24 protein-coding genes are annotated in these 23,228 nt (G+C 75.7%); 17 read left to right on the top strand and 7 right to left on the bottom strand.

Annotation, left to right across the window (positions count from 1 at the left end):
- Positions 1-16: 16 nt before the first annotated feature.
- Positions 17-949: an alpha/beta hydrolase gene (locus ABZ493_RS03250; RefSeq protein WP_430580954.1), complete on the bottom strand. Its 933-nt coding sequence runs from the start codon at positions 947-949 to the stop codon at positions 17-19.
- 59 nt (positions 950-1,008) lie between these two features.
- Positions 1,009-1,779 (bottom strand): response regulator transcription factor, encoded by a 771-nt coding sequence (locus ABZ493_RS03245; protein WP_430580747.1) that lies wholly within the window; start codon positions 1,777-1,779, stop codon positions 1,009-1,011.
- A gap of 230 nt (positions 1,780-2,009) precedes the next feature.
- Here ABZ493_RS03245 and ABZ493_RS03240 point away from each other — a divergent pair, with 230 nt between their 5' ends.
- Positions 2,010-2,756 (top strand): hypothetical protein, encoded by a 747-nt coding sequence (locus tag ABZ493_RS03240; RefSeq protein WP_430580746.1) that lies wholly within the window; start codon positions 2,010-2,012, stop codon positions 2,754-2,756.
- A gap of 7 nt (positions 2,757-2,763) precedes the next feature.
- Here ABZ493_RS03240 and ABZ493_RS03235 read toward each other — a convergent pair whose 3' ends face one another.
- The gene (locus ABZ493_RS03235) at positions 2,764-3,441 is read right to left on the bottom strand and encodes a YceI family protein (protein WP_430580745.1); all 678 of its coding nucleotides are present in this window, start codon (positions 3,439-3,441) and stop codon (positions 2,764-2,766) included.
- Between the two features lie 224 nt (positions 3,442-3,665).
- Complete coding sequence (locus ABZ493_RS03230; protein WP_430580744.1) at positions 3,666-4,049, bottom strand: DsrE family protein; 384 nt, start codon at positions 4,047-4,049, stop codon at positions 3,666-3,668.
- A 195-nt stretch (positions 4,050-4,244) separates the two neighbouring features.
- On the opposite strand from ABZ493_RS03230, the gene ABZ493_RS03225 reads away from it, so the two are divergent.
- From ABZ493_RS03225 to ABZ493_RS03215, 3 genes are read left to right on the top strand one after another with little or no spacing between them, the layout of a single operon-like run.
- Positions 4,245-4,805, top strand: a complete 561-nt coding sequence (locus ABZ493_RS03225) for an FABP family protein (RefSeq protein WP_430580743.1) — start codon at positions 4,245-4,247, stop codon at positions 4,803-4,805.
- A complete protein-coding gene (locus ABZ493_RS03220) occupies positions 4,805-5,959 on the top strand; it encodes a glycine cleavage T C-terminal barrel domain-containing protein (protein WP_430580742.1) in 1,155 nt (384 codons plus the stop codon). Before ABZ493_RS03225 ends, ABZ493_RS03220 begins: the two co-directional genes overlap by 1 nt.
- 10 nt (positions 5,960-5,969) lie before the next feature.
- Positions 5,970-7,199 carry an FUSC family protein gene (locus ABZ493_RS03215; RefSeq protein ID WP_430580741.1) on the top strand — a complete coding sequence of 410 codons (1,230 nt, stop codon included), beginning with the start codon at positions 5,970-5,972 and terminating at the stop codon, positions 7,197-7,199.
- Positions 7,200-7,255: 56 nt separating this feature from the next.
- On the opposite strand, the gene ABZ493_RS03210 is transcribed toward ABZ493_RS03215, so the two are convergent.
- Positions 7,256-9,277, bottom strand: a complete 2,022-nt coding sequence (locus ABZ493_RS03210; protein WP_430580740.1) for a DHA2 family efflux MFS transporter permease subunit — start codon at positions 9,275-9,277, stop codon at positions 7,256-7,258.
- A gap of 312 nt (positions 9,278-9,589) precedes the next feature.
- On the opposite strand from ABZ493_RS03210, the gene ABZ493_RS03205 reads away from it, so the two are divergent.
- The 10 genes from ABZ493_RS03205 (at position 9,590) to ABZ493_RS03160 (ending at position 17,379) form a co-directional block, all read left to right on the top strand.
- A complete protein-coding gene (locus tag ABZ493_RS03205; protein WP_430580953.1) occupies positions 9,590-9,988 on the top strand; it encodes a PadR family transcriptional regulator in 399 nt (132 codons plus the stop codon).
- A complete protein-coding gene (locus ABZ493_RS03200; protein WP_430580739.1) occupies positions 9,985-10,914 on the top strand; it encodes a permease prefix domain 1-containing protein in 930 nt (309 codons plus the stop codon). Before ABZ493_RS03205 ends, ABZ493_RS03200 begins: the two co-directional genes overlap by 4 nt.
- Before the next feature lie 141 nt (positions 10,915-11,055).
- Positions 11,056-12,120 (top strand): ATP-binding cassette domain-containing protein, encoded by a 1,065-nt coding sequence (locus ABZ493_RS03195; protein ID WP_430580738.1) that lies wholly within the window; start codon positions 11,056-11,058, stop codon positions 12,118-12,120.
- On the top strand, positions 12,117-12,962 hold the full coding sequence (locus ABZ493_RS03190) for an ABC transporter permease (RefSeq protein ID WP_430580737.1): 846 nt from the start codon (positions 12,117-12,119) through the stop codon (positions 12,960-12,962). The genes ABZ493_RS03195 and ABZ493_RS03190 overlap by 4 nt, the downstream gene beginning before the upstream one ends.
- A gap of 150 nt (positions 12,963-13,112) precedes the next feature.
- Positions 13,113-13,409, top strand: coding sequence for a type II toxin-antitoxin system prevent-host-death family antitoxin (locus tag ABZ493_RS03185; protein WP_430580736.1), 297 nt, complete (start codon positions 13,113-13,115; stop codon positions 13,407-13,409).
- Positions 13,410-13,455: 46 nt separating this feature from the next.
- The gene (locus ABZ493_RS03180) at positions 13,456-13,881 is read left to right on the top strand and encodes a type II toxin-antitoxin system VapC family toxin (protein WP_430580735.1); all 426 of its coding nucleotides are present in this window, start codon (positions 13,456-13,458) and stop codon (positions 13,879-13,881) included.
- A gap of 10 nt (positions 13,882-13,891) precedes the next feature.
- Positions 13,892-14,236: a DUF2516 family protein gene (locus tag ABZ493_RS03175; protein ID WP_429733949.1), complete on the top strand. Its 345-nt coding sequence runs from the start codon at positions 13,892-13,894 to the stop codon at positions 14,234-14,236.
- Positions 14,237-14,246: 10 nt separating this feature from the next.
- Positions 14,247-15,269: an asparaginase gene (locus ABZ493_RS03170; RefSeq protein ID WP_430580734.1), complete on the top strand. Its 1,023-nt coding sequence runs from the start codon at positions 14,247-14,249 to the stop codon at positions 15,267-15,269.
- A complete protein-coding gene (gene dtd, locus ABZ493_RS03165) occupies positions 15,266-15,691 on the top strand; it encodes a D-aminoacyl-tRNA deacylase (RefSeq protein ID WP_430580733.1) in 426 nt (141 codons plus the stop codon). The genes ABZ493_RS03170 and dtd overlap by 4 nt, the downstream gene beginning before the upstream one ends.
- A 95-nt stretch (positions 15,692-15,786) precedes the next feature.
- Positions 15,787-17,379, top strand: coding sequence for a LuxR C-terminal-related transcriptional regulator (locus tag ABZ493_RS03160; RefSeq protein ID WP_430580732.1), 1,593 nt, complete (start codon positions 15,787-15,789; stop codon positions 17,377-17,379).
- A gap of 50 nt (positions 17,380-17,429) precedes the next feature.
- Here the strand turns inward: ABZ493_RS03160 and ABZ493_RS03155 are convergent, their stop codons facing one another.
- Both ABZ493_RS03155 and ABZ493_RS03150 read right to left on the bottom strand, forming a co-directional pair.
- Positions 17,430-18,152, bottom strand: a complete 723-nt coding sequence (locus ABZ493_RS03155; protein WP_430580731.1) for an LPXTG cell wall anchor domain-containing protein — start codon at positions 18,150-18,152, stop codon at positions 17,430-17,432.
- 124 nt (positions 18,153-18,276) lie between these two features.
- A complete protein-coding gene (locus tag ABZ493_RS03150) occupies positions 18,277-20,169 on the bottom strand; it encodes a DUF4012 domain-containing protein (RefSeq protein ID WP_430580730.1) in 1,893 nt (630 codons plus the stop codon).
- Positions 20,170-20,319: 150 nt separating this feature from the next.
- Here ABZ493_RS03150 and ABZ493_RS03145 point away from each other — a divergent pair, with 150 nt between their 5' ends.
- From ABZ493_RS03145 to ABZ493_RS03135, 3 genes are all read left to right on the top strand, one after another.
- Entirely contained in the window at positions 20,320-20,895 is a 576-nt protein-coding gene (locus ABZ493_RS03145; protein WP_430580729.1) for a sigma-70 family RNA polymerase sigma factor, read from the top strand.
- A 61-nt stretch (positions 20,896-20,956) separates the two neighbouring features.
- The gene (locus ABZ493_RS03140) at positions 20,957-22,453 is read left to right on the top strand and encodes a hypothetical protein (RefSeq protein ID WP_430580728.1); all 1,497 of its coding nucleotides are present in this window, start codon (positions 20,957-20,959) and stop codon (positions 22,451-22,453) included.
- 128 nt (positions 22,454-22,581) lie between these two features.
- The gene (locus ABZ493_RS03135) at positions 22,582-23,025 is read left to right on the top strand and encodes an OsmC family peroxiredoxin (protein WP_430580727.1); all 444 of its coding nucleotides are present in this window, start codon (positions 22,582-22,584) and stop codon (positions 23,023-23,025) included.
- Positions 23,026-23,228: the final 203 nt, after the last annotated feature.

The raw sequence follows: 23,228 nt of genomic DNA, 5'->3' as shown, positions 1-23,228 counted from the left end.
GAGTCGTGACCCGGTCTCAGCGGGCGGCGAGCGCGTGGTCGAGCCAGTCGACGAGGAGCTTGCCGACCTCGTCGGGGGCCTCCTCGGGCAGGAAGTGTCCGGCGCCGTCGACGGTCTCGTAGCGGAAGTCCCGCGCGAGGGCGGCGCCGTCGACGGGGGCGTACCGCGGGTCGAGGAACCCGTCGAGCTCGCCGTGCACCTGCAGCACGGGGACGTCGACGGGTTCGCGCAGCGCGGTGAGGTAGCGGCGGCCGTCGGGCCGCGGCGTCGAGCGGACCAGCCAGCGCAGCGACTCCATGACGGTGTGCGCGGCGAACGGGATGCGCATCACGGTGCGGTAGAGGTCATAGGCGTCGGTGCCGAGGGGGCGGGCGGCACCGTCGCGCAGCACGCGCGCCACCTGGTCGCCGTCGGTCAGCCGGCGCTCGGGCAGCGTGGGCAGCTGGTAGGCGGCGAGCTGGCGGCGGGCCAGCGGGGTGAGCAGCCGACGGCCGGAGACGTGCAGGCGGGCCGGGTGCGGCGCCGAGAAGGCGGCCACGGCCGCGGTCACGGCGGGCTGGAGCCGGGCCATCGACCACGCGGTGATGCCGCCGGTGCCGTGCCCGACGACGACCGCCCGGTCGTGGCCGAGGGAGCGCACGACGCCCGCCACGTCCTGGGTGCCGATGGGGACGTCGTAGCCCGACGGCGGCTTGTCGGAGGCGCCGACGCCGCGCAGGTCCATCGCCGCCACCCGGTACCCGGCGTCGGCGAGCTGCTCGACCTGGTGGCGCCACGCCCACCAGAACTGCGGGAAGCCGTGCAGCAGCACGACGAGCGGTCTGCGGCCGCCGCTGGTGCGGTCGGGCCCGGCCAGCGCGACGTGGAAGCGGGCGCCGTTCGCGGGCACGAGCTCGTGCCGCCAGGGTCCGTCGACCAGGGCGCTGGAGAAGTCGCTGGAGTCCGACATCGCGGTCACCGGTCGAACCTACCCGTTGCGACCCGCCGGGGCCCGCGTGGGCGCGCGGGTCAGCGGGTGGGAGCCGCCCGGCCGGCCGCGCCCGGGCTGCCGGTCGTCGTGGCGCCGTCGGTGCCGTCGGCGTCCTCGCCCTCGGCAGGCCGCGGCTCCTTGGGCGGGTCGAACCGGTACCCGACGTTGCGGACGGTGCCGATGAGCTGCTCGTGCTCGGGGCCGAGCTTCGCGCGCAGGCGTCGCACGTGCACGTCCACGGTGCGGGTGCCGCCGTAGTAGTCGTAGCCCCACACCTCCTGGAGCAGCTGCGCCCGCGTGAAGACGCGGCCCGGGTGCTGCACGAGGTACTTGAGGAGCTCGAACTCCTTGTACGTGAGGTCGATGGGGCGGCCGCGCAGCCGCGCGGTGTAGCCGCCGGCGTCGATCGCGAGGTCGCCGGCGGCGATCTCCTGCGGGCCGTCGTCGACGGGGCCGCGCTCCGACTTCTCGATCACGAGGCGCAGGCGCGCTTCCACCTCGGCGGGCGACGCCGTCTCGAGCAGCAGGTCGTCGGCGCCCCACTCGTGCGTGACGACGGTGAGCCCGCCCTCGGTGAGCACGAGCACCAGCGGCACGGTGAGGCCGGTGGCGTGCAGCAGCCGGCACGTGGTGCGCGCGGCGACGAGGTCGCGCCGCGCGTCGAGCAGCACGACGTCGGAGTCCGGGGCGTCCACCAGTGCGGACGGCTCCATGGGCAGCACCCGGATGCGGTGGTTCAGCAGGCCCAGGGCGGGCAGCACCTCGACCGACCCGCCTGAGGCGGGCGTGAGGATGAGCAGCTCGGCCACCGGCACCTCCTCCCGGTCGTCGGACGGTCCGTTCGACAGCGTCCGACAGGTGCGTCCGCCAACGTACCGCGGTGCGGCGTCGATCACACCGCATCCGTCCCGGCCGTGTGACCGGTTCCCGCAGTGTGCCCCGAACCGTGTTGCGGGCGCGTTTCCGATCGACGACCGGACTGTGACGGACGTGTCCGCGGGCGACGGCCGGCCGGCCGCCGTCTGCGACACTCGTCGTCGTGACCGTGACCACCCGCGCCGTCTGGACGGCCGTCCTCTCCGCCGTCGTCGCGGCGGCCGCCGCCCTCGACGCCTACGGGATCCTGCCCCTGACGGCCGTGGCCGGCGTGCTCGTGCTGCTCCTCGCGGCCGGGTGGGGGCCGCTGCTGCGGCTGCCGGCCCAGGGCGGGACGACGGTCGTCGTGGCGGTCGCCGGGCTCGGCGCGGTCGCCGTGGCGTGGGCGACCGAGGGCGAGCCGGTGCTGCGGAACGTGCCGCCGGTGCTCGCGATGGCACTGGTGCTGGCGTTCGTCGCGGAGATGCTGCGCCGCGGCGGGCGGCCCCGGCTCGTCGAGTCCGTGAGCGGCACGGTGACCGGCGCGGTCGTGGCGGTCTGCTGCTCCGGCTGGGTGGCCGCGGGTCGCTCGGAGGCGGGCGCGTCCCTCGTGGTCGTGAGCGCGCTCGGCCTGGCGGTCGCGGCGGCGGTGTCGGCGACGCCGGTCGCGCGCGGGTGGGCCGGCTCTCTCGTCGGGGTGGCGCTGGGCGCCGTCGCCGCGGGCGGGGCGGCGACGCTCCTGCCGTCGATCGACCCGGTGAGCGGCCTGGTCGCGGGCGCCGTGACCGGTCTGGTGGTCGCGGTGCTGCGCCTGCTGTTCGAGCGTCAGCCCGCGCTCGCGGGCCGCCGGGCGATGCTGGCCGCGGTCACGGCGCCGGTCGCGGTCGGCGGCATCCTGGTGTTCGTCGTCGGGCGGCTGGTCCTCGCGTAGCGCGTGGTCAGATGGCGGGCGCGGGCTCCGGGGGAGCCTGCCGGATGGCCTCGCCGGCGAGCTCGATGCGCACCGTCTTCGCGACGAGCACCCCGCCCGCCTCGAGGGCGACGTTCCAGGTGAGGCCGTACTTCTCGCGCTCGAAGTCCGCCGTGGCGTTGAAGCCGAAGATCTCGTTGCCGAACGGGTCGCGGCGTGCGCCGCCGAACTCCGCGTTGAGCGCGATCGGGTGGGTGATGCCGCGGATCGTGAGGTCGCCGTGCAGCAGGAACTTCGCGGAGGTCTTCAGCACACCGGGGGCGGTGTCGGCGCGGCCGGGGGTGCGGCCCTTGAGGCGGGCCCACGAGAAGATCGGGTCGACCTCGGTGCGCCACTCGATGCCGGTGCTGCGGAACTCGATGGTCGGGTAGTTCTCGACGTCGAGGAAGTCGGGGCTGCGCAGGTGGGTGTCGCGGTCCGGGTTGTGCGTCGTGATGGTCGCCGTCTCCAGCGTGGCCGACACGGCCGACTGCAGCGGGTCCTCGCCCACGTGGATCGTCGCGGTACCCACCGGGAACTCGCCGCGCACCGGGCTGACCATCATGTGCATCGCGAGGAAGCCCAGACGCTTGTGCGCCTCGTCGAGCAGGTACGTCCCCGCCGCCGGGATGACGAGGTCGTTCCAGGTCCGGGTGGGCGAGGTCATGAGGCGGTCTCCGGGATCAGGACGTCGGTGGGCGGGCGCCCGCCAGCGGCGGGAGCTGCGGGGGAGGTGCTCCGTGGCGAGGACACGGATGCTTCAACGTTCAATCTACGGCACGGGGGGTGCCCGGCGGGAGGGGGTCCGACCACCGGGTGGTGCGCCTCACAGCCGCGCGCAGTGCCGTCGGGAGCGCTGTGGAAGAAACCGGGAAAGGCGCGCGGGCGGCGTCAGTAGACCAGCGCCTGGGCACCCGGGCGCAGCACCTCCTCGGCGAAGACGGCCGCGCCGGCGATGCGGATCCCGGGCAGGACGTCGTCGGGCCCGAGGTCGCGGCGCGCGGCGCACTGCGTGCACAGGGTGACCGAGCCGGCGGCGAGGACGGCGTCGAGCAGGTCGGCGGCGGGCGCCGCGTGCTCGAGCTCCAGCTCCCCCACGCGCCCGGGGACGGCGAACCACGCGGCCTCCCCGGTGAGCCACAGGCTCACCCCCGCACCCGCGGCGACCGCGGCGGCCGCGACGGTGAGGGCCTGGTTCGCGGCCTCGGGCCGGTCGGTCCCGGACGTGGTCTTGATCACGAGCGAGCGTGCGTGCGTCGCGTCGGGGGTGCTCATGGGCGGCGACCTTACCCAGGGCCGTGCCCCCGCGCCGGGACCCACGCTGAACGAGACGCGGGTGCCTGGGTAGGATCGCGGCATGTCGATCCATGCTCTCGAGGCAGTGTTCACCGGTCTGCTGGTCGTCGTGTCGGTCACGATCCTCTGGTTCGCCGGCTACGTCGTCTACAAGCTGTTCCAGGGCCAGCGCTGATGCCCTTCGCCTTCCCCGAGGGCCTCGCGCCCGAGGTCTACCCGCTCGCGTGGCTCGTGGGCCGCTGGCGGGGCGAGGGCGTGATCGAGTACACCGGCATCGACGAGACGCCGTTCGTGCACGACCTCGTCTTCGACCACGACGGCGGGCCCTACCTGCGCTTCGAGTCCACGCTGCGCGTGCGCTCGGCCGCGGCGGCCGACGGCGAGGGCGCCCCGGGCGACGACGAGCCCGACACGGTCTGGTCGACGGAGACCGGGTACTGGCGCGTGTCCAGCGACCGGCCGGAGGGGCTGGAGGACGACCGGCACGCGCTCGAGGTGCTGGTCACCGACGCGTCGGGCCGCCTGTCCCTGTTCCTCGGCGTCGCGGGCAACGGCCGCATCGACCTGGCCACCGACTTCGTGGCACGCACGTCGACCTCCGCCGAGGTCACCGCGGCGAAGCGGCTGTACGGGCTGGTCGAGGGGCGCCTGATGTGGGTCGAGGAGCTCGCCGCCTTCGGGCACCCGCTCGGCTCGTACGCCTCCGCCCAGCTCGACCGGGTCGAGGGCGACTGATGGTGGACTCCCCGCTCCTGGCCCGGCCTGGCGCCGTGGCCGCCACCGGCGTCGACGCGGGTGTGGCCTGGCACTACGGCGACCCGGTGGCCGAGCAGCGCGCGCTCGCGCGCGGCGGTGCCGTCGTCGACCAGTCGCACCTGGGCGTCGTGCGCGTGGCCGGCCCCGACCGCCTGTCCTGGCTGCACTCGATCACCTCGCAGGACGTGCAGGCGCTGGCGCCGCGCACCTCCACCGAGCTGTTCGTGCTGTCCCCGCAGGGCCACGTGGAGCACGCGGCGGGCGTCGTCGACGACGGCGAGGCCACGTGGCTGATCACCGAGGGCGACCACGCCGCGTCGCTCGCCGCCTGGCTCGAGCGCATGAAGTTCATGATGCGGGTCGAGATCGCCGACCTCTCCGCGGAGTACGCCGCGCTGGGCGAGCCCGTCGCCGCGGAGGGCGCCGAGGGCGAGCCTGTGACCTGGTGGGACACCTGGCCGCGCGTCGCCCAGGGCGGCACCCGGTACGGCCCGCCCGAGACGGAGCACCCGGGCCTGGACCGTCCGTGGCGCCTCGTCCTCGTGCCGCGCGCCGACCTGGAGGCCGCCGTCGCCGAGCGCGAGGCCGCCGGGTGGCGCCTCGCCGGCACCTGGGCCACCGAGGCGCTGCGCGTCGAGGCGTGGCGCCCGCGGCTGGCGCACGAGGTCGACCACCGCAGCGTGCCGCACGAGCTCGACTGGCTGCGCACCGCCGTCCACCTGCACAAGGGCTGCTACCGCGGGCAGGAGACCATCGCGCGCGTGCACAACCTGGGCCGCCCGCCGCGGCGCCTGGTCATGCTGCACCTCGACGGCTCCCAGCACGTGGTGCCCGAGGCGGGGGCGCAGGTGTTGGTGGGCGGGCCCGAGGGGCGCGCCGTCGGCACCGTGACCACGGTCGCGCGGCACCACGAGCTCGGCCCGGTGGCCCTCGCGGTGATCAAGCGGTCCGTGCCCGAGGACGCCGAGCTCACCGTGATGGGCGACGTCGGCGGGCAGGAGCTGCAGGTCGCGGCGGCGCAGGAGGTCGTGGTGCCGGGCGACGGCGTCTCGGCCGACCGCCCCGAGGCGCACGGGCCGCTGACCCGCGGCCTCACCCCGCGCGGGCCGGACGCCCCGCAGAGCCTGCTGTGAGCGGGCGCCCGTGAGCGACGAGCCCTCGGCCCGTCCCGCGGGCGACATGTCCCGCCGCGCGGGCGCCGCGGCGCGCGCCGCGCTGCGCACGCTGCCCCGGCGCATCCGGCTGCGCCAGGGCATCGGGCGGGTCCGGGTGGCGTTCTGGCCCATCGTCCAGGCCGCGCTGGCCGCGGGCGTCGCGTACGGGATCGCCGTCGTCGTGCTCGGGCACACGCAGCCGTTCTTCGCGGCCGTGGCCGCGTGGGTCTGCCTCGGCTTCAGCTTCGACCGTGAGCTCCGCAAGGTGGCCGAGGTGGCCGCGGGCGTGGCCCTCGGCGTCGGGCTGGGCGACCTCATGGTGCACGTCATCGGGTCGGGCTGGTGGCAGATCGCGCTGGTGATGGCGATCTCGGCGCTCCTCGCCCGGTTCGTCGACCGTGGGCCGCTGGTGACGATCCAGGCCGGTGTCCAGGCGGGCGTCGTCGTCGGGCTGCCGGCGTCGGTGGCGACCAACGGCGCGTTCGGGCGCTGGACGGACGCCCTGGTCGGGGGCGGCGTCGCGCTGCTCGTCGCGCTCATCACGCCCGGCGACCCGCGGCGGCGCATCCGCGACCTCGCGCAGAGCGCGACCCGTGAGCTGGCCCTGACGCTCGAGTCCGTGGCGCTCGGGCTGCGCGACGGCGACGCCGACGAGCTCGCCGCGGCCCTCGTCCGCGGACGCGCGGCGGAGAAGTCGCTCGAGGAGTGGCACGACGTGGCGACGAAGTCGGAGGAGATCGCCCGTGTGAGCGTCAACCGCGTGCTCCGGGCGGAGATCACGCGGCTCACGGCCCAGGCGGTGCTGGTCGACCGGGCGATGCGCAGCGTGCGGGTGCTCGCCCGGCGTGCTCCCGCCACGCTCCGGTCGCTCGGGGAGCTCGGCGCGGAGGGCGGTCGCGGGGTGACCGCCGCGCCCCTGTCGGGCGGGCTGCCGCCGCCGCCCGAGGTCGACCCGGTCGCCGACCCGGTGGCCGACCTGGTCGTGCGTCTCGGGCACGGCGTGCGGCTCCTCGCGACGGCGCTCGGGACGGGCAGCGGCCTGGGGCAGGCGCGCGACGCGCTCCTCGACGTCGCGCGCGACGTCGACCCGCGCACCGTGGGCGAGGGGCACTGGCAGGTGCAGTCGCTGGTGCTGCTGCTGCGCTCGCCCGTCGTCGACCTGCTCGAGGCCGCGGGCCTGCCGCCCGAGGAGGCGCGGGACGCCCTCCCGGAGATGTGACGCCGAGGTAGGCCGAACCTGCCGAGGTAGTGCCGAACCTGCCGAGGTAGTTCCCGTCAGCGGTGCTCGACGACGTCCGTGTCGTCGGCGAGGAGCTGGTGGGCGAGCTGTTCGACGAGCTCGTCGACCTCGGGCTCGTCGCCACCCGGCCACTCGGCGACGTACCGCCGCAGCCGCTGCCGCTCCGCCTCGCGGATCGACTCGGCCACGACGTCGCCGTCAGGCGTGGCGAGGACCGCGTCGCTGTCCACCTCGACGAGGCCGCGCGCTTCCAACCCGTGCGCGATGCGACGCACCGTCTCGGGCGATACCTCCGTGCGCTCGGCCATGAGCTGCACGGAGCGCTTCCGCTTGAGGGAGACGCGCGTGACCATCCACGCCTCCTCGGCGGTGAGGTCGTCGTCGCGCGCGATCGTCTCGTACACCTTGAGCGGGTCCAGCTTGCCGACGCGGCGCCACAGGATGAGGCGCAGCTCGTCGAGGGACGTCCGGGCGGAGCCCAGCGCGAACGACTCGCCGGCCGCCTGCCCGGCGGTGGTGGCGGCGTCGCCGCGCGTCGCGGTCCGCAGCTCCACCTCCGGCAGCAGCCAGGTGAGCGCGAACGCGAGCACCGCGACCGGCACCGCCCACAGGAAGACGACGTGCAGGGCGTTCGCGTACGCGTCGAGGAACCAGTCCTGCACCTCGGGCGGGCACTGCGCGAGGGCCTGGGTGGACGCGGCGAGCGACCCGGGACCGCACGGGCCCTGCGCCGTCGCGGGGACGCCGGTGACGAGCGCGTCGGCGAGCCGGTTCGCGAAGATGGTGCCGAAGACGGCGACCCCCACCGAGGAGCCGATGGTGCGGAAGTACGTGGCCCCGGAGGTCGCGGTGCCGAGGTCCTTGTAGCTGACGGCGTTCTGCACGGCGATGACGAGCACCTGGGTGACCATGCCCAGCCCGGCGCCGAGGACGAACATGCTCAGTCCTGCCTGGAGCGTCGTCGTGTCGCGGTCCATGAGTGACAGCAGGTAGAGCCCGCACGCGGTGACCGCCGTCCCGACGACCGGGTAGACCTTGTACCGCCCGGTGCGGGAGATGAGCTGCCCGGACCCGATGGACGTGAGCAGCATGCCGAGCATCATCGGCGTCATCTCGAGCCCGGACTCGGTGGGGGTGGAGCCCTTGACCGTCTGCAGGTACAGCGGCAGGTAGGTGATCGCGCCGAACATCGCGAAGCCGACGACGAACCCGACGACCGCAGCCACGGAGAACACCTTGCTGCGGAACAGGTGCAGGGGGAGCACGGGCTCAGGGGCGCGCCGCTCGACGACGACGAACGCGACGAGCGAGGCGACGGCGAGCGCGATCATCCCGTAGACCGGCCAGGACGCCCACTCCCAGGTGGTGCCGCCCAGGCTGGTGACCAGCACGACCGACGTGGAGATCAGGCCCAGCAGGATGATGCCCGCGTAGTCGATGCGGGGCTTCTTGCCGGCTTCGATGTGCGGCAGCACGGACGCCACGACGAGCATGGCGATGATCCCGATGGGGATGTTGATGTAGAAGACCCAGCGCCAGTCGAGGTTGTCCACGAAGAAGCCGCCGAGCAGCGGGCCCGCGACGGAGGAGACGCCGAAGACGGCGCCGAAGAAGCCCTGGTACTTGCCGCGCTCCCGGGGCGGGACGACGTCGCCGATGATCGCCTGCGACAGCACCATGAGGCCGCCGCCGCCCACGCCCTGCACGGCACGCCACGCGATGAGCTGTCCCATCGTCTGGGACGTGCCCGACAGGATCGACCCGACGAGGAAGATGACGATGCACGCGAGGAACAGCGCCTTGCGACCGTAGAGATCGCCGAGCTTGCCCCACAGCACCGTCGTGGCCGTGCTCGCCAGCATGTACGCCGTCACGACCCACGACAGGTGCTCCGCGCCGCCGAGGTCGGACACGATCGTGGGCAGCGCCGTCGCGACGATGGTCTGGTCGAGCGCGGACAGGAGCATCGCGAGCATGAGCCCGCCGAAGATCGCGAGCACCCTGCGCTGCGGCAGGGCCTCCGGCTCGGTGGGTGGTGCGCTCGGTGCGGCGGCCATCGCATGCCCTTTCGGTCGGGCGGACGACGGCGTCCGCGCAATGAGCAGGTGTTCCGCTTCGCAGGCTCGCACGGTCTTCGCCGGAGGGCGCGGCGAACTACCTCGGAGGATCGCGTACGACCTCGGCGAGGGCGGGACTACCTCGGCGGATCGCGTACTACCTCGGCAGTCCGGGGACTACCTCGGCGGATCGCGTACTACCTCGGCAGTCCCGGGACTACCTCGGCAGCCTGGGTGCTCCCTCGGTGGGATGTGGTGCACATGCAGCACCTGTTGTCGTCGAGTAGTTGATGAGATACAGTACCTTTCGTGATGCAGCGAGCTGAATCTTCGACGGCGGACGACGCGTTCTCCGCCGACCTGCTGCGTGGTCACACCGACACGATCGTGCTCGCGACGCTGCGTCGCGGGGACCGCTACGGCTTCGAGATCTACAAGACGATCCGCGACGCCACGGGCGGTGCGCACGAGATCAAGGAGGCCACGCTCTACGCGACGTACCGCCGGCTGACCAAGGACGGCCTGGTCGAGGCCTACTGGGGCGACGAGTCCCAGGGCGGGCGCCGCAAGTACTACCGGATCACGGACGCCGGGCGGGCCGTGTTCCGGAGCAACGTCGCCGCGTGGGTCGCCACCCGCGACGTCGTCGACTCCCTCCTGAGCACCGGCACCAGCACGGGCACCAGCACAGACAAGGACACCCCCCGATGACCACCGTCCACCGCCTCCTCGACGACGCGTTCGCGGGCGTCGAGCCGTCCCCCGAGGTCCAGGACCTCAAGGAGGAGATCCGGGCGAACCTCGAGGCCCGGGCCGCCGAGCTGCAGGCCGAGGGCGCGACGCCCGACCATGCCGCCCGGCGCGCGTTCGACGAGCTGGGCGACGTCCGCGCGATCGTCGCCGATGCGCAGGCGGACGTCGCGGCCGAGACCGGCGGCGCGCCCCGCACCGCGCTGCAGGAAGCATTCGTGGCCGCCCAGCAGCACCGCGTCCGGCCCACGCCGCGCTTCGTGCTCGGCGTCGTGCTCGCGTCGGTCGTGCTCGTCGCCCTCGTCGCCATGTGCCTGCTGACGCCCCTCGGCGTCGTCGCCCTGCCGGGCTACGTCGTCGCCGCGCTGCTGCTGACGGCGGCCAGCGCGGCCGGGTTCGTCGTCGGGCTCTCGCTCTCGCAGGAGACGACCACCAACCACCCGGTGCCGTCCCGCCGCGCCGGCGGGTACTACCTCGCCACCGGCCTCACGGTCCTCGCGCTGCTCCTGGCGCTGTTCACCGTCCTCGGCATCTTCGACGCGTGGATGTACGTCGTCGCGGGCGCAGCGTTCGTCGTCGGCGGCACGCTCTTCACCCTGCTCGGCGTCACCCAGACCAACCGGAAGAAGGCGTGGGTGCGGGACGTCGCCCGGGCGCACGCCACCGGGCACCACTACGACCGCTTCGAGCACGACCCGGCCGCCGCCGCGCGGTTCGGCGTCTACACGGTCGTGATCTGGCTGGTGGCGTTCGTCGTGTTCGTCGTCCTCGGCCTCACCGTCGGCTGGGCCTGGTCCTGGCTGACCTTCGTCGTCGCCCTCGCGGTGATGATGCTCGTCCTCGCCCGGATGCTCTTCCGGTCGACGGAGGAGCAGCAGAAGAAGTAGCAGAAGAACGGTCCCGGGCGACTGCCATCGCCCGGGACCGGTGGCTCGGGTCCGGTGCACGACCGCACCCTGCACGCACCCCCACTCTAGGGCGTGCGCCGGACCCTCCGACCGCCGGGCAGCACCCGGCAAGGAGAAGACATGTCCGCACACCCCGCGCCGGACGTCGCGATCGACGTCGCCGGCCTGACCAAGACCTACGCATCCGGACGAGGATCCGGTCGTGGCGCCCGCCCCGTGCGCGCGCTCGACGGCCTGGACCTCTCCGCGTCGCCCGGCAGCGTGCTGGGCCTGCTCGGCCCGAACGGGGCCGGCAAGTCCACCACCGTGAAGATCCTCGCGACGCTCTCCGCCCCGGACGGCGGCACCGCGCGCGTCGCGGGCCACGACGTCGTGCGCGACCCGGCCGCCGTCCGGCGCGCCATCGGCTACGTCGCGCAGCGCCCCGTCACCGACCCGATGGGCACGGGCCGCGAGAACCTCGTGCTGGCCGGCCGGCTGCAGGGCCTCGGCGCCCGCGCCGCCCGGGCGCGGGCGGACGAGCTGCTCGAGCGGTTCGGCGTCGCGCACGCCGCCGACCGCCTGGTGAAGACCTGGTCCGGCGGGATGGCGCGCAAGCTCGACGTCGCCGTCGGCCTCGTGCACCGCCCACAGGTGCTGTTCCTCGACGAGCCCACCACGGGCCTCGACCCCGAGGCGCGCGCCGCGATGTGGGCCGAGATCGAGCGCATGGCGGCCGGTGACGGCATGACGATCCTGCTCACCACGCACTACCTCGACGAGGCGGACCGCCTCGCCGACCAGGTCGTCATCGTGGACGCGGGCCGCGTCGTCACCGCGGGCACGCCCGGCGCGCTGAAGGACGAGCTGCGCGGCGACGGCGTCACGGTCGAGCTCGACGACGCCGCGTCCGCGTCGGCCGCCGCGTCCGTGGCCGGGCGCGTGCCCGGCGTTGTCGACGTCGCCCCCGACGGGCGCACTCTGCGGGCGCGCGCCGACGCCGGGGCCACCGCGCTCCCGGCCCTCCTCGCGGCGCTCGACGCCGCGGGCCTGGGCGTGCGGACGGCGGGGCTGTCCCGGCCCACGCTCGACGACGTCTACCTGCGGCACACCGGCCGCAGCCTGGAGGCGGCCCACCGGGCCGCGAGCGGGACCGCCGGCAGCGCCGGCAGCGCCGGTACGGAGGCCACGGAGGTGGCGGCATGAGCACCGCGACGATCGACCCGACCGCGACGCCTCGTCCGACGCGCGGCCCGGCCCGCCGCACGAGCGTGCTGACCCAGGCCGCGCTCCTCACGGGGCGGCAGGCCCGGCAGGGCGTGCGCATCCCCGTGTTCATGGTCATGAACCTGCTGCAGCCGATGATCTGGCTGCTGCTGTTCGGGCAGCTGTTCCGGTCCGTCATCGAGATCCCGGGGTTCGCCGGGGGAGCGGACGTCAGCTACCTCGAGTACCTCACGCCGGGCGTCGTGATGATGACGGCGATGGGCGGCGCGGCCTGGGCCGGCACCACGTTCGTGCAGGACATGGACCGCGGCGTCATGGACCGCTTCCTCGCCTCGCCGACGAGCCGCGGCGCGCTGCTGTCCGCGTCGATGGCCTGGTACGCGCTGCTCGGCTGCGCGCAGGCACTGGTCGTCGTGGGCGTCGCGTGGCTCGGCGGGGCGCGGTTCCCGGGCGGCTGGGCCGGCGTGCTCGTCATGCTGGTCGCCGTCGCGCTGCTGAGCTGCCTGTTCGCGGCGCTGTCGGGGGCGGTCGCGCTGCTCACCCGGCAGCAGGAGGCGCTCATCGGCGTCTCCCAGCTGCTGACGATCCCGCTGATGTTCCTGTCCTCGGCGGTGATGGACCCCGCCCTCGCACCGGACTGGATCGCCACCGCCGCGCGGTACAACCCGTTCGACTGGGCGGTCGTCGTCGCGCGTGACGCCCTGCAGGGCTTCGCCGACCCCGGCACCGTGTGGCTGCACCTGGGCCTGCTCGCCGCCGCCGTCGCCGTGCTGGGCGCGCTCGCGTCGTCGGCGTTCCGCGCCTACCGCCGCGCGATCTGACGCCGAGGTGGTCCGAAACCTGCCGAGGTAGCTCGTGACGCAGTGTCACGAACTACCTCGGCGATTCTCGGACTACCTCGGCAGGTTTCGGACCACCTCGGCGCGGGCGGCCTGTTCGGCACCGGGCTGCGGGCGGTACGGTCGTCGGTCATGGAGGTCTCCGTGAGCGCGCTGCGCGCCGAGCTCAAGTCGTGGATCGAGAAGGCGCGGGCGGGCGAGGAGGTCGTCATCACCGAGCGCGGGGTGCCGGTCGCCCGCCTGTCGGGGGTGCAGACGGCGGACCTCGTCGCCGGGCTGGTGCGCGACGGCCTGCTCACCCCCGCCGCGACGGAGCGGCCCGTGCACGTGGTGCCCGACGACGACGCCGCCGTCGCGCGCCCGGCCCCGCGCCCCGCCGCCCGTCCGGCGTCGCGCATGTCCGACCTGGTGCGGCGCATCCGGCGCTGACGCCGTTCTCGACCCGCCCGACCGCCGTCACGGAGAACGGAGCAGGATGGCCCTCGTCTACTTCGACGCCAGCGCGCTGGTGAAGCTGTGCGTGCCCGAGCCCGGCTCGGCGCTGGCGAGCGCGCTGTGGAACCGCGCCGACGTCGTCGTCTCGTCGCGCATCGCCGACGCCGAGGTGCGGGCGGCGCTCGCCGCCGGCGAGCGGGCGGGCGTGCTCGACCCGCTGGCGCGCCGTCGGGGAACCGCGCTCTGGGACGAGCTGAGCGCCGGCCTGCACACCCTCGAGGTGACGCCCGACGTCTCAGCGCGTGCCGCCGAGCTGGTCGCGTCGTGCCCGGTCCCGCTGCGCGGTGCCGACGCCCTGCACGTGGCCAGCGCGCTCGCCGTCGCGCACGAGGACAGCCTCGTCGCCGCGTGGGACGAGCACGTCGCGGGCGCCGCCCGCTCCCGGCGCCTCCGCGTCCTCCCGTAGGCTCGGGCGGGTGATCTCCGCCGCCTTCGGATCCTTCCAGTACATCCTGCTCGTCGTGCTCGCCGTCGTGGTGTTCGTGGTGCAGCTCGTCGCGTTCCTCGACGCCGCCCGCCGGCCGGCGAACGCCTACGTGTCCGAGGGGAAGCTGAAGAAGAACATCTGGCTGATCATCCTCGGCATCGCGGCCCTCATCGGGCTGTTCGGGCTGCCGCCGATGCTCATGACGGCCGGGTCGTTCTTCAACGTCATCGCCGTGACGCCCGCGATCATCTACTGGGTGGACGTGCGCCCCCGGATCCAGCCGTACGGGACGGGCGGGGGGCGTCGCCCCCAGGGCCCGACGGGCGGCTGGTGACGTGGGCGGGGTGACGACGCCGGGCTCGCGCGCGCCCGTCGCGCCGGTGGCGCGGGGCGCGGTCCCGCTGGCCGAGGTGGTGCGCGGCGACCTCGTCGAGTCGGTGCACCTGGGACACCTCGTGGTGCTCGGGCCCGACGGTGGGGAGCGGCTCGCCCTGGGCGACCCGACGACGACGATCTGGCCGCGCTCCTCGGTGAAGCCGCTGCAGGCCCTGGCCATGCTGCGCTCCGGCCTCGACCTGCCCGGCCGCCTCCTGGCGCTCGCGGCGGCCAGCCACAGCGGCGCGCCGGAGCACCTCGCCGGGGTGCGCGAGATCCTCGCCGGCGCCGGGCTCGACGAGTCCGCGCTGCGCAACACCCCCGACCTGCCGCTCGGTCGTGCCGAGGCGCTCGCCTGGCAGGCGGCCGGGCACGGCCCGGAACAGATCGCGCAGAACTGCTCGGGCAAGCACGCCGCGATGCTGGCGACCTGCGTCGCGGCCGGCTGGGACACTGCGACCTACCTCGACCTCGACCACCCGCTGCAGCGTGCGGTGCGCGACGCCGTCGTCGAGGTGACGGGCGACGCGGACCCGCACGCCACCGTGGACGGCTGCGGCGCGCCGCTGTTCTCCTCCACCGTGCTGGGACTGGCGCGCGCGTTCGGCCGCCTCGCCGCGGCCGGTGCGGCCGGGGACGACGACGGCGGTCGCGTCGCCCGCGCGATGGCCGGTCACCCCGCGATGGTCGCGGGCCGCGGGCGCGAGGACACGCTGGTCATGACCGCGGTGCCCGGCGCGATCGCGAAGATCGGGGCCGACGGCGTCTGCGCGGGGGGCCTGCCCGACGGCTCGGCAGTGGCCTTCAAGATCCTCGACGGCGGCGACCGGGCGCGGCCCGCGATCCTCGCCGCCGCGATGCGCGCCGCGGGAGCGGCCAGCGTGGCGGGGGCCGACGCCGCCGCGCTCGACGCCGTCGGCGTCACGCCGGTGCTGGGCGGCGGGGCCCCGGTCGGCGCCGTGCGCCCGGCGTTCGACGCGGACGTCGCATGAGGGCCGTGCTGCAGCGCGTGACGAGCGCGTCCGTCACGGTCGACGGCGAGGTGGTGGGCGCGATCGGCCGGCCCGGCCTGCTCGCGCTCGTCGGCGTGACGCACGACGACGGCCCCGCCGAGGTGGCGACCGTCGCCCGCAAGATCGCCGAGCTGCGGATCCTGCGCGACGAGCGCTCCGTGACGGACGCGGGCGCCCCGGTGCTGGTGGTCAGCCAGTTCACCCTCTACGGGGATGCGCGCAAGGGTCGCCGGCCCACCTGGAACGCGGCGGCGCCGGGCCCGGTGGCGGAGCCGCTGGTGGACGCGGTCGTCGCCGACCTGCGAGCACGGGGGCTCGAGGTGGCGACCGGGAGGTTCGGAGCGGACATGGCCGTCGAGCTCGTGAACGACGGTCCCGTGACAATATTGGTGGAGACCTGACAAATCGCTGACCTGCGTCTTCGCGCGAATCTCGGGTCGATACGGCAGAGTGGTGCCGCCGAGCACCGAGGCCCGGCACGAGACGGAGGCCGACGATGACGTCGAACCGGGACACCGCTGCGTCCTGGCCGACCCCGCTCGGCGGGCGGGCGCGACCGGTCGCGCCGCAGGTCGTGCGACGGGTCTCGGAGCTCGTCGGCGCCGACCCCGAGGCCCTCGCCCAGACGCTCGGTCTGCTCACGCCCCACCAGCTCGCCGGCGCCGCCGCGCTGCCCGACCCGCTCCCGGTGACGCCCGCGGTGCGGGCGGCCACCCTCGACGGGCCCGCGCTCGACGCGGAGGACCGGCGGCTGGTCCTCGCCGCCGGGGTGCTCGTCCTGGACCGCGTCGACGTCCTGCTCGGCGCGACCGGGGCGTCCGTCGAACGACTGCTCGCGCCACCCCTGGCCGGGCACCTCCAGCTCGCCGACGGCCGGTTCCGCGTCGCGGACCCGCGGCTGCGCGCCGTCGTGCACGAGGACGCCGACCTCACCGAGCGCACGGCCGTGCACGCCGCCCTCGCGGGCGAGCTGGAGCGGGTGGGGGAGCCCGGTGCCGCGCGGTGGCACGCCGCGCTCGCCACCCTGGCCGGAGACCCGGCGCTGGCCGACGGCCTGGTGCGCCTCGCCCGGCAGCGGCTGGGCCAGGGGTGCGCGGTCGCGGCGCACGCCGTCGCACGCGAGGCCGCGAGCCACGGCACCGGCGAGGTGCGGGCGCGGGCGTTCCTCCTCGCGGGCCGTGCCGCCCTGCTCGCCGGACACCTGCACGACGCGGCCGGGTGGCTCGAGCGCGTCGCCAGCACCGGCGTCCCGACCGTCCAGGAGGACGCGGAGCGGGCCCGCGACGCGGTGCTCGCCCTGACCGGCGCGGAGCCCGTCGAGCACGCCGGGACCGCCGACGACGAGGACCCGCCGGGGGTCCGGCTCGCGCGACTCGTGGTGCCGGTCGCGCGCGCCACGGCGACGCCGGCGGACCGCGCCGTGCTGGCCGCCGTCGTCGAGGCCCTGGCCCGCCTCGACCGCTACCCGCGCGACGCGGACGAGGTGCTCGCGCGGGCCGTCGTCACCGCGGTGCCGTACCGGGAGACGGCCGCGTGGACCGGGACGGACGGCCTGTCCCCGCTGGCGGAGGCGCACCTGCGGGTGGTGCAGGCGCTGGTGCTCCTGCGCGGCGGCGACGCCGATCAGGCCGCCCGCGTGCTCGACGACGCTGCCGCGCGGCTGCCCGTGTCGCACGTCGTCGGCGGGCTCGCGGCGGAGGTCGCCCGCCGCACGGGCGGGCCCGACGCCCTGGCCGCCGGGCTGCGCGCCGTCGGCCCGGAACCGGTCGCGGCCGCCGTCGCCGCCTGCCGCGACCTCGGGTACCCGCGCCCGGAGGCGGTGCCGTCGCTGGTCGTGAGCGCGGTGCGCACGTTCCGGGGCGCCCCCGACGGGCTCGCGGACGTCTGGGCGCGCTGGGCGGACGTGCTCACGGCGCGCGAGCTCGACGTCGCGCGCCTCGTCGCGGACGGACTGGCGAACAAGCAGGTGGCCGACCGGCTGTGCGTCTCCGTGCGCACCGTCGAGGTGCACCTGGGCCGCGTCTTCCGGAAGGTCGGGGTGAGCTCGCGCGCCGAGCTGACCGTCGTCGCACTGCGCCCCGCGTCGTGACCTGGCACGCGGCCCGCCCGCCCACAGCGACGGGACGGGACCGCGGAGGATCAGTGGTCGGTACGACGCCGGCGCGCGACGCCGATCGCGACGCCACCGGCGGCCACCAGCGCGGCGGCCGCGGCGACCAGCCCGGCGACGCCGGCGCCCGTCTGCGGCAGGAAGCCCGACGACGGCGGTGCGGCCGCGGGCGCGACGGCCGGGACGGTCGAACCCGAGGTGGGCTCGCCGGGCTCCTCCGGCGGCACGGTGCCGGGCGGGTTCGTCGCGCAGCTCGGGGACGACGGCGGGTAGGCGGCGGTCATGGTGAGCTCGGGGTTCACCTCGAGCTTCACGTCGACGGAGGGGCGCACCCAGTCGAACTCGTCGCCCTCGACCCACACGCCGTCCTCGAGGCGCCAGCCGGGCCAGTCGAGCGGGGCGCCCGACGCGTCCACCACGGCCCCGGGCCACAGCACCCGGCCGCTCATCGGGAGACCCGACTGCACGACGTCGTCGCCGGACGGGTTGAGCCAGGTGATCGTCACCGTGGTGTTCTCCGTGCCCGTGGCGGTGACCGCGTAGCGCAGGTAAGGCACGTCGCCGTCGCACTCGGGCTGGAAGATCTGCGCGGTGAGGGTGGGGACCTCGGGCGGCGGGTAGTCCGTGCTGCTCGGGCTGCTGCTGGGGCTCGGCACGGTGTCGGCGAGCGCCGGCGCGGCGGCGGCGACCGCGATCGCGCCGCTCAGGACCAGGCCGACGGCGGCGCCGGCGGCGGTGCGTGCGTGGGCCATCTCGACTCCTCGGGGGCGGTGCTCTCCGTGCTGCCTGGGTGCTGCCCGGGGCCCTCACGCTAGCCGCGCGGGCGTTCCACGGACCCCGTCTCACCCGGGTGAAACCGCAGGCCGCGGGGCATCTTCACCCGCAGGTCGGCACCTCGACGTCGAGCAGCCCGCCCGTGGTCGTCGTCGGCGTCGACCAGACCTCGAGCCGGCCGTCGGGCGTGCCTCCCGGTCCGTCGGTCGCCGCCGCGGGGACGACCAGCCGAAGCGTGGTGGCCTCGCCCGGGGCGAGGACCACGGTGACCGTCTGGGTGGGTCGCCCGTGCGTGGTACGGGCGTCGCCGCCGACGGCGGCCCCGTCCCGCTCGACGCGCGGCGCCTCGCCGCCGCGCGGACCCGACACCGTGACCGCGAGGCTGAGCGTGCCCGGCGGGTGCGTCCGGCCGGGCAGCCCGGCGACGTACGCGGGCAGGGACGTGGCGGCGTCGGCGGGGGCCGTCGAGGCGAGGGTCAGCTCGAGCGCGTCCACCCGGCCGTTCGCGGTGCACTCGCTGCCCACGACGTGCAGCGACGAGTCGAGGTAGGCCGACATCTTCCCGGCCACGTGGTCGTCGAGGAACACGCCGACGGCGTCCGCGGCGCGCGGGGCGGCGGCGTACGACCCGGCGATCAGCGTGCCCTCCAGCCGGGCCTCCTCGGCCGGGTCGGCGGACCAGACCCGGACGCGGTGCTCCCCGGCGGCACGCTGCAGGCCGGCGAGCAGCGCGGATGGCGCGACGTCGGGGGACGTCGCCCGGCCGAGGACCGCGGCGGCGGCGTCGGCGAAGAACAGGTCGGCGGTCTCGGGGTCCAGCACGTCGTAGACGCGCCGCAGCAGGACGTCGACGGCGTTCTCGGAGGTCAGCTCGACCGTGTCGCGGCCCAGGGCGGCGGCCACCGGCCGCGACACGGGCACCTGGACGGGGCCCGTCTCGGCGAGGAGCTGGGCGAGCGCGACGGGGTCGGTGGCGAGGACGCCGTCCACCTGCTCGCCCTGGGCGCGGGCCCACATCTCGGCGGCCAGCGCGGCCGACGTCGGGAAGTCGGGCGTGGCGGTCACGTCCTGCACGAACGTGCCGAGCCGGGCCGTGTACGCGGCGTGGTCGTCGTCGGACAGCGGGAGGACCGGGGAGCGGAACGGGCCGACCTGCGACGACGCGACCTGCCGCACCACCTCGATCCGCCCGGCGTCGACCCGCAGCAGGATGAGCGCGCCGGGGATCCCGCCGCCCTGGCGCAGCTCCGCGCTGCTCATGCTCAGCACGAGGTACGTGCGCGGGCCGTCCGCGCCGAGCATCGCCGGGCCGAGCGCGGCCGCACGGTCGCCGGTGGCGACCGCGCCCGCGATCTCGTCGACGCGGTCGCGCAGCGTCGCCACGGGGGCGGCGAGCTGGGGCAGGAGCGTGTCGGGGTCGACGGCGTCGAGCCGGGCGCGCGACGCGTCCACCGACGCCTGTGCCGCCGCCATCCCCGGGGCGGCGGACCGCAGCGGCGCGAGGTCGAGGCCCCCGTCCGGGGTGCGGCCCGTGGCGGCCACGGCGTCGGCCAGGTCCGCCAGGGCGGGCAGGACGTCGTCGGTCACGTCGTCGAGCACGACGGCGACGTCGGCCGTCGCCCCGGCCGACGGGCCGATCACGGGCGCGCGGGCGGCCAGCCACCACAGGGGACCGTCGGTGGCCTCGCGCGCGACCGTGGTCTGCCGGCGCAGCTCGGCGAGGGCGGGGGAGGAGGCGAGCGTCGCGGACGTCTCCCCGTCCGCTGCGGACCGGGCGCCGGCGCGCAGCTCCTCGGCCACGGCGGGCACCTGGGCGGCGGCGCGGGTGAGGGCGCCCCGGGCGGCCAGCGCGTCGCGGACCAGCAGCACGGCGCAGACCGCGACGACCAGCAGGACCGCGAGCATGGCGAGGAGCACCCACCGCCACGGTCGTCGACGGCGCGGTGCCGCGGTGGGGGTGGTGCTGGCGGGCGCGGCGCCCGTGTCGACGGTCATGCCCGCACGGTAGGTCCCCGCGGGCCGACCGGAGGGATGAATCTGCGGGTGATGTCGGCGCGCACGGGTGCAAGACGGCGGCGTCCGACGACACAGTCTGCGTCGAGGGGTGGCGCGCGCCCTCGCGCGCCCAGGACCGCAGGAGGCCCGGTGGACCCGCACGAGACGGCGCGCGTCGACGACGACGCGGCGTGGTTCGACGACCTCTTCGCATCGCACGCCCGTGCCGTGCACCGCTACCTCGTGCGCCGACTGCCGGCGGGCGGCGGGGACGCGGAGGACTTGGCCGCGGACGTGCTGGCCACCGCGTGGCGTCGTCGGGCGGACGTGCCGCGGGGCGCGGAGCTGCCCTGGCTGTACCGGACGGCCGGCTTCGTCCTGGCCAACCACCGGCGCAAGGCCCGGCCGACGCCCGTCGCCGTGGTGCCGGAGGTGCCCGACGACGTCGACCCGGCGACCCTCGCCGTCGACGACGACCGCGTGCGCGCGGTCCTCGCGCGGCTCTCGCCGCGCGACCGACAGGTGCTCCTCCTGGTCGCGTGGGAGGGGCTGGGCGGCGCGGAGCTGGCGGAGGTGCTCGGCGTCTCCCGCGGCGGGGCGGACGCCGCGCTGTCCCGCGCCCGGGCGCGGCTGCGCGTCGCGTGGGACGCCGAGGCCGAGACCGGCGACGAGGCCGGCGACGGCGCGGGCGAGGACGACGCCCCGGCGCAAGCGGGCGCGCGATGACGACACAGACGGGGTGCGAGACGCCCGCCGTGCCGGCGGGCCGCGGGGCCGGGAGGACACCATGAGCCGGGACGAGGGCCGGGACGAGGGCCGGGGCGTGGGGCGCGACGACGCACCGCGGGGGGCGTCCGCCGCTCCGGGCGTGCCGCGCGACGACCGTGACGATCGTGCCGACGAGGCGTTCGCCCACCTACGGGCGGCGGACCCGGCCGCTGGGTTCGGGGCGTCCGGTGCGGTGCTGCGGGCGAAGGTCGACGCCCGGTTGGCCGCGGACGGCGGCGCGACCGCTGCCGAGGGGGACGACGGGCCCGGAGTCGAGGACCGCGCCGACGACGAGCTCGCGGCCCGCCGCGGTCGGCGCCGCACGCCGTGGCTGGCCGCCGCGGGCGTCGTGGTGCTCGCGGCGGTGGGCGTGGGCGGGTACGCCCTCGGCGGGTCGGCGACAGCGGGCGCCGGGGACGCGGCCGCCGCCGCCGACGCCCCGGTCGTGCTGAGCAGCGGGGGCCGGGGCGCCGGGGCAGCCGGGGACCAGGCCGCGGCGGGTAGCGCGGAGATGGGGGCCGCCGAGGACAGCGCGGGCGCGAGCGACGGCGCCGGGTCGTCGGACAGCGCCTCCACCATGCCGAGCTGGGCCACCTCCGGGCGGGCCCTGTTCCACGCGGACGGGTTGTCCACCGAGGGCGGGGCGGCGTCGGCGTTCGCGTTCGACGCGACGGGCGTGGCCACCCGCGAGGGGGCCGCGCGGCTCGCGGAGACGCTCGGGGTCGAGGGGAAGCCGCGGTGGGAGTACGGCTGGTCCGTGGGTCCCCAGGACGGCAGCGGCCCGCACGTCTGGGTGTCCGCCGACGGCAGCGCCACGTTCGGCTTCAGCGACCCGAACCACGACCCGTGGCGGTGCACCGACGCCGAGGGGCGCGTCGTCCAGGAGGGCAGCGGCGACGACGTCGCCTGCGAGGAGGCGGGCACGTCGACGGTCTCCGACCGTGAGGCGCGCCGGATGATGGTCGACGTCATGCGGAGCCTCGGCGTGGACCCCGGCACGTTCGAGATCGAGGTGGGCGAGAAGACCGACGGCGACCCCAGCCGCTGGGTCACCGCCTACCAGGTGGTCGACGGCAGCCGCACCGGCGCGCAGTGGAGCGCCACCGTCGGGGAGGAGGGCGTCGCCTGGCTCGACGGCTTCCTCGCCACCACGGAGGACCTCGGCGAGTACCCGGTGATCAGCCCGGCCGAGGCCGTGCAACGCCTGGGCGACCCGCGGTTCTCCGGCTCCGCCTGGCCGGTCGCGTACGCCGACGAGGAGGCGATGTGGGCCGCGTCCGAGGAGGACGGGACCGAACCCACGGCGCCTCCCGCCCCGCCCGCCGCCGGCGACGCGGTGGACTGGCCGGTCTCCGACGTCGAGATCACCGACGCCCGGCTCGGCCTGGCGCAGCAGACGCAGGACGACGGCTCGGTCGTGCTCGTCCCCGCGTACGAGCTTTCCGACGCCGACGGCAACGCCTGGTCCGTCGTCGCCGTCGCCGAGGACGCGATGGACTTCTCGGCCCCTCGGTGAACCGGCTGGTGAACGAGTCGGTGAACGGTGCGTGACGTGACCGCCACCACGCGGGCGGTCCCTGACGTGGGGCACGGGGGCGGGTTACGGTCGTCGTGACCTGTCCCGGAGCACGAAGGAGAACTCCTATGCCCACCCGTACCGCACGCACCGCCTGGAACGGCGACATCCAGCAGGGCTCCGGCCGGGTCGAGCTCGCCAGCTCGGGCGCCGCGGCGTTCGACGTCTCGTTCCCGCGCCGCGCCGCCGACGACGCCCAGGGCGTCACCAGCCCGGAGGAGCTCATCGCCGCGGCGCACTCGTCCTGCTACGCGATGGCGTTCTCGCTCGAGGTCGCGAACGCGGGCGGCACGCCCGGCAAGACCGACGTGACCGCCGACGTCACGCTGAGCCCGGCCGCCGGCGGCGGGTTCGAGATCTCGACCATCAAGCTCACCGTCGTGGGCTCGGCCGAGGGCATCGACGCCGACGCGTACCGCGCCGCCGCCGAGGCCGCCAAGGCCGGCTGCCCGGTCTCGAAGGCGCTCGCGGGCGTCGGCGAGATCACGCTGGACGTCACCTTCGAGGGCTGACCACGAGACCACGAGGTAGTGCGCGCCGCGGCGAGGTAGTGCCGCGATCGCCGAGGTAGTAGCGCAGACGGCGAGGTAGTACGAGCTCGTACTACCTCGCCGTCTGGCGTAGGCGGTCTCAACCGGTCATCGCAACACCGGGTTGGTCAGGTGGTCGAGAGTAGCTCGGCGAGTTTCTCGGCGGGGGTTGCCCAGCCGAGGGT

Origin of the sequence: Isoptericola sp. NPDC019482 (genome assembly GCF_040632295.1) — a bacterium.
Classification (GTDB): Bacteria; Actinomycetota; Actinomycetes; order Actinomycetales; family Cellulomonadaceae; genus Isoptericola.
The sequence above is the reverse complement of the archived record's forward strand: the minus strand, read 5'-3'. Positions and strand labels throughout refer to the sequence as shown.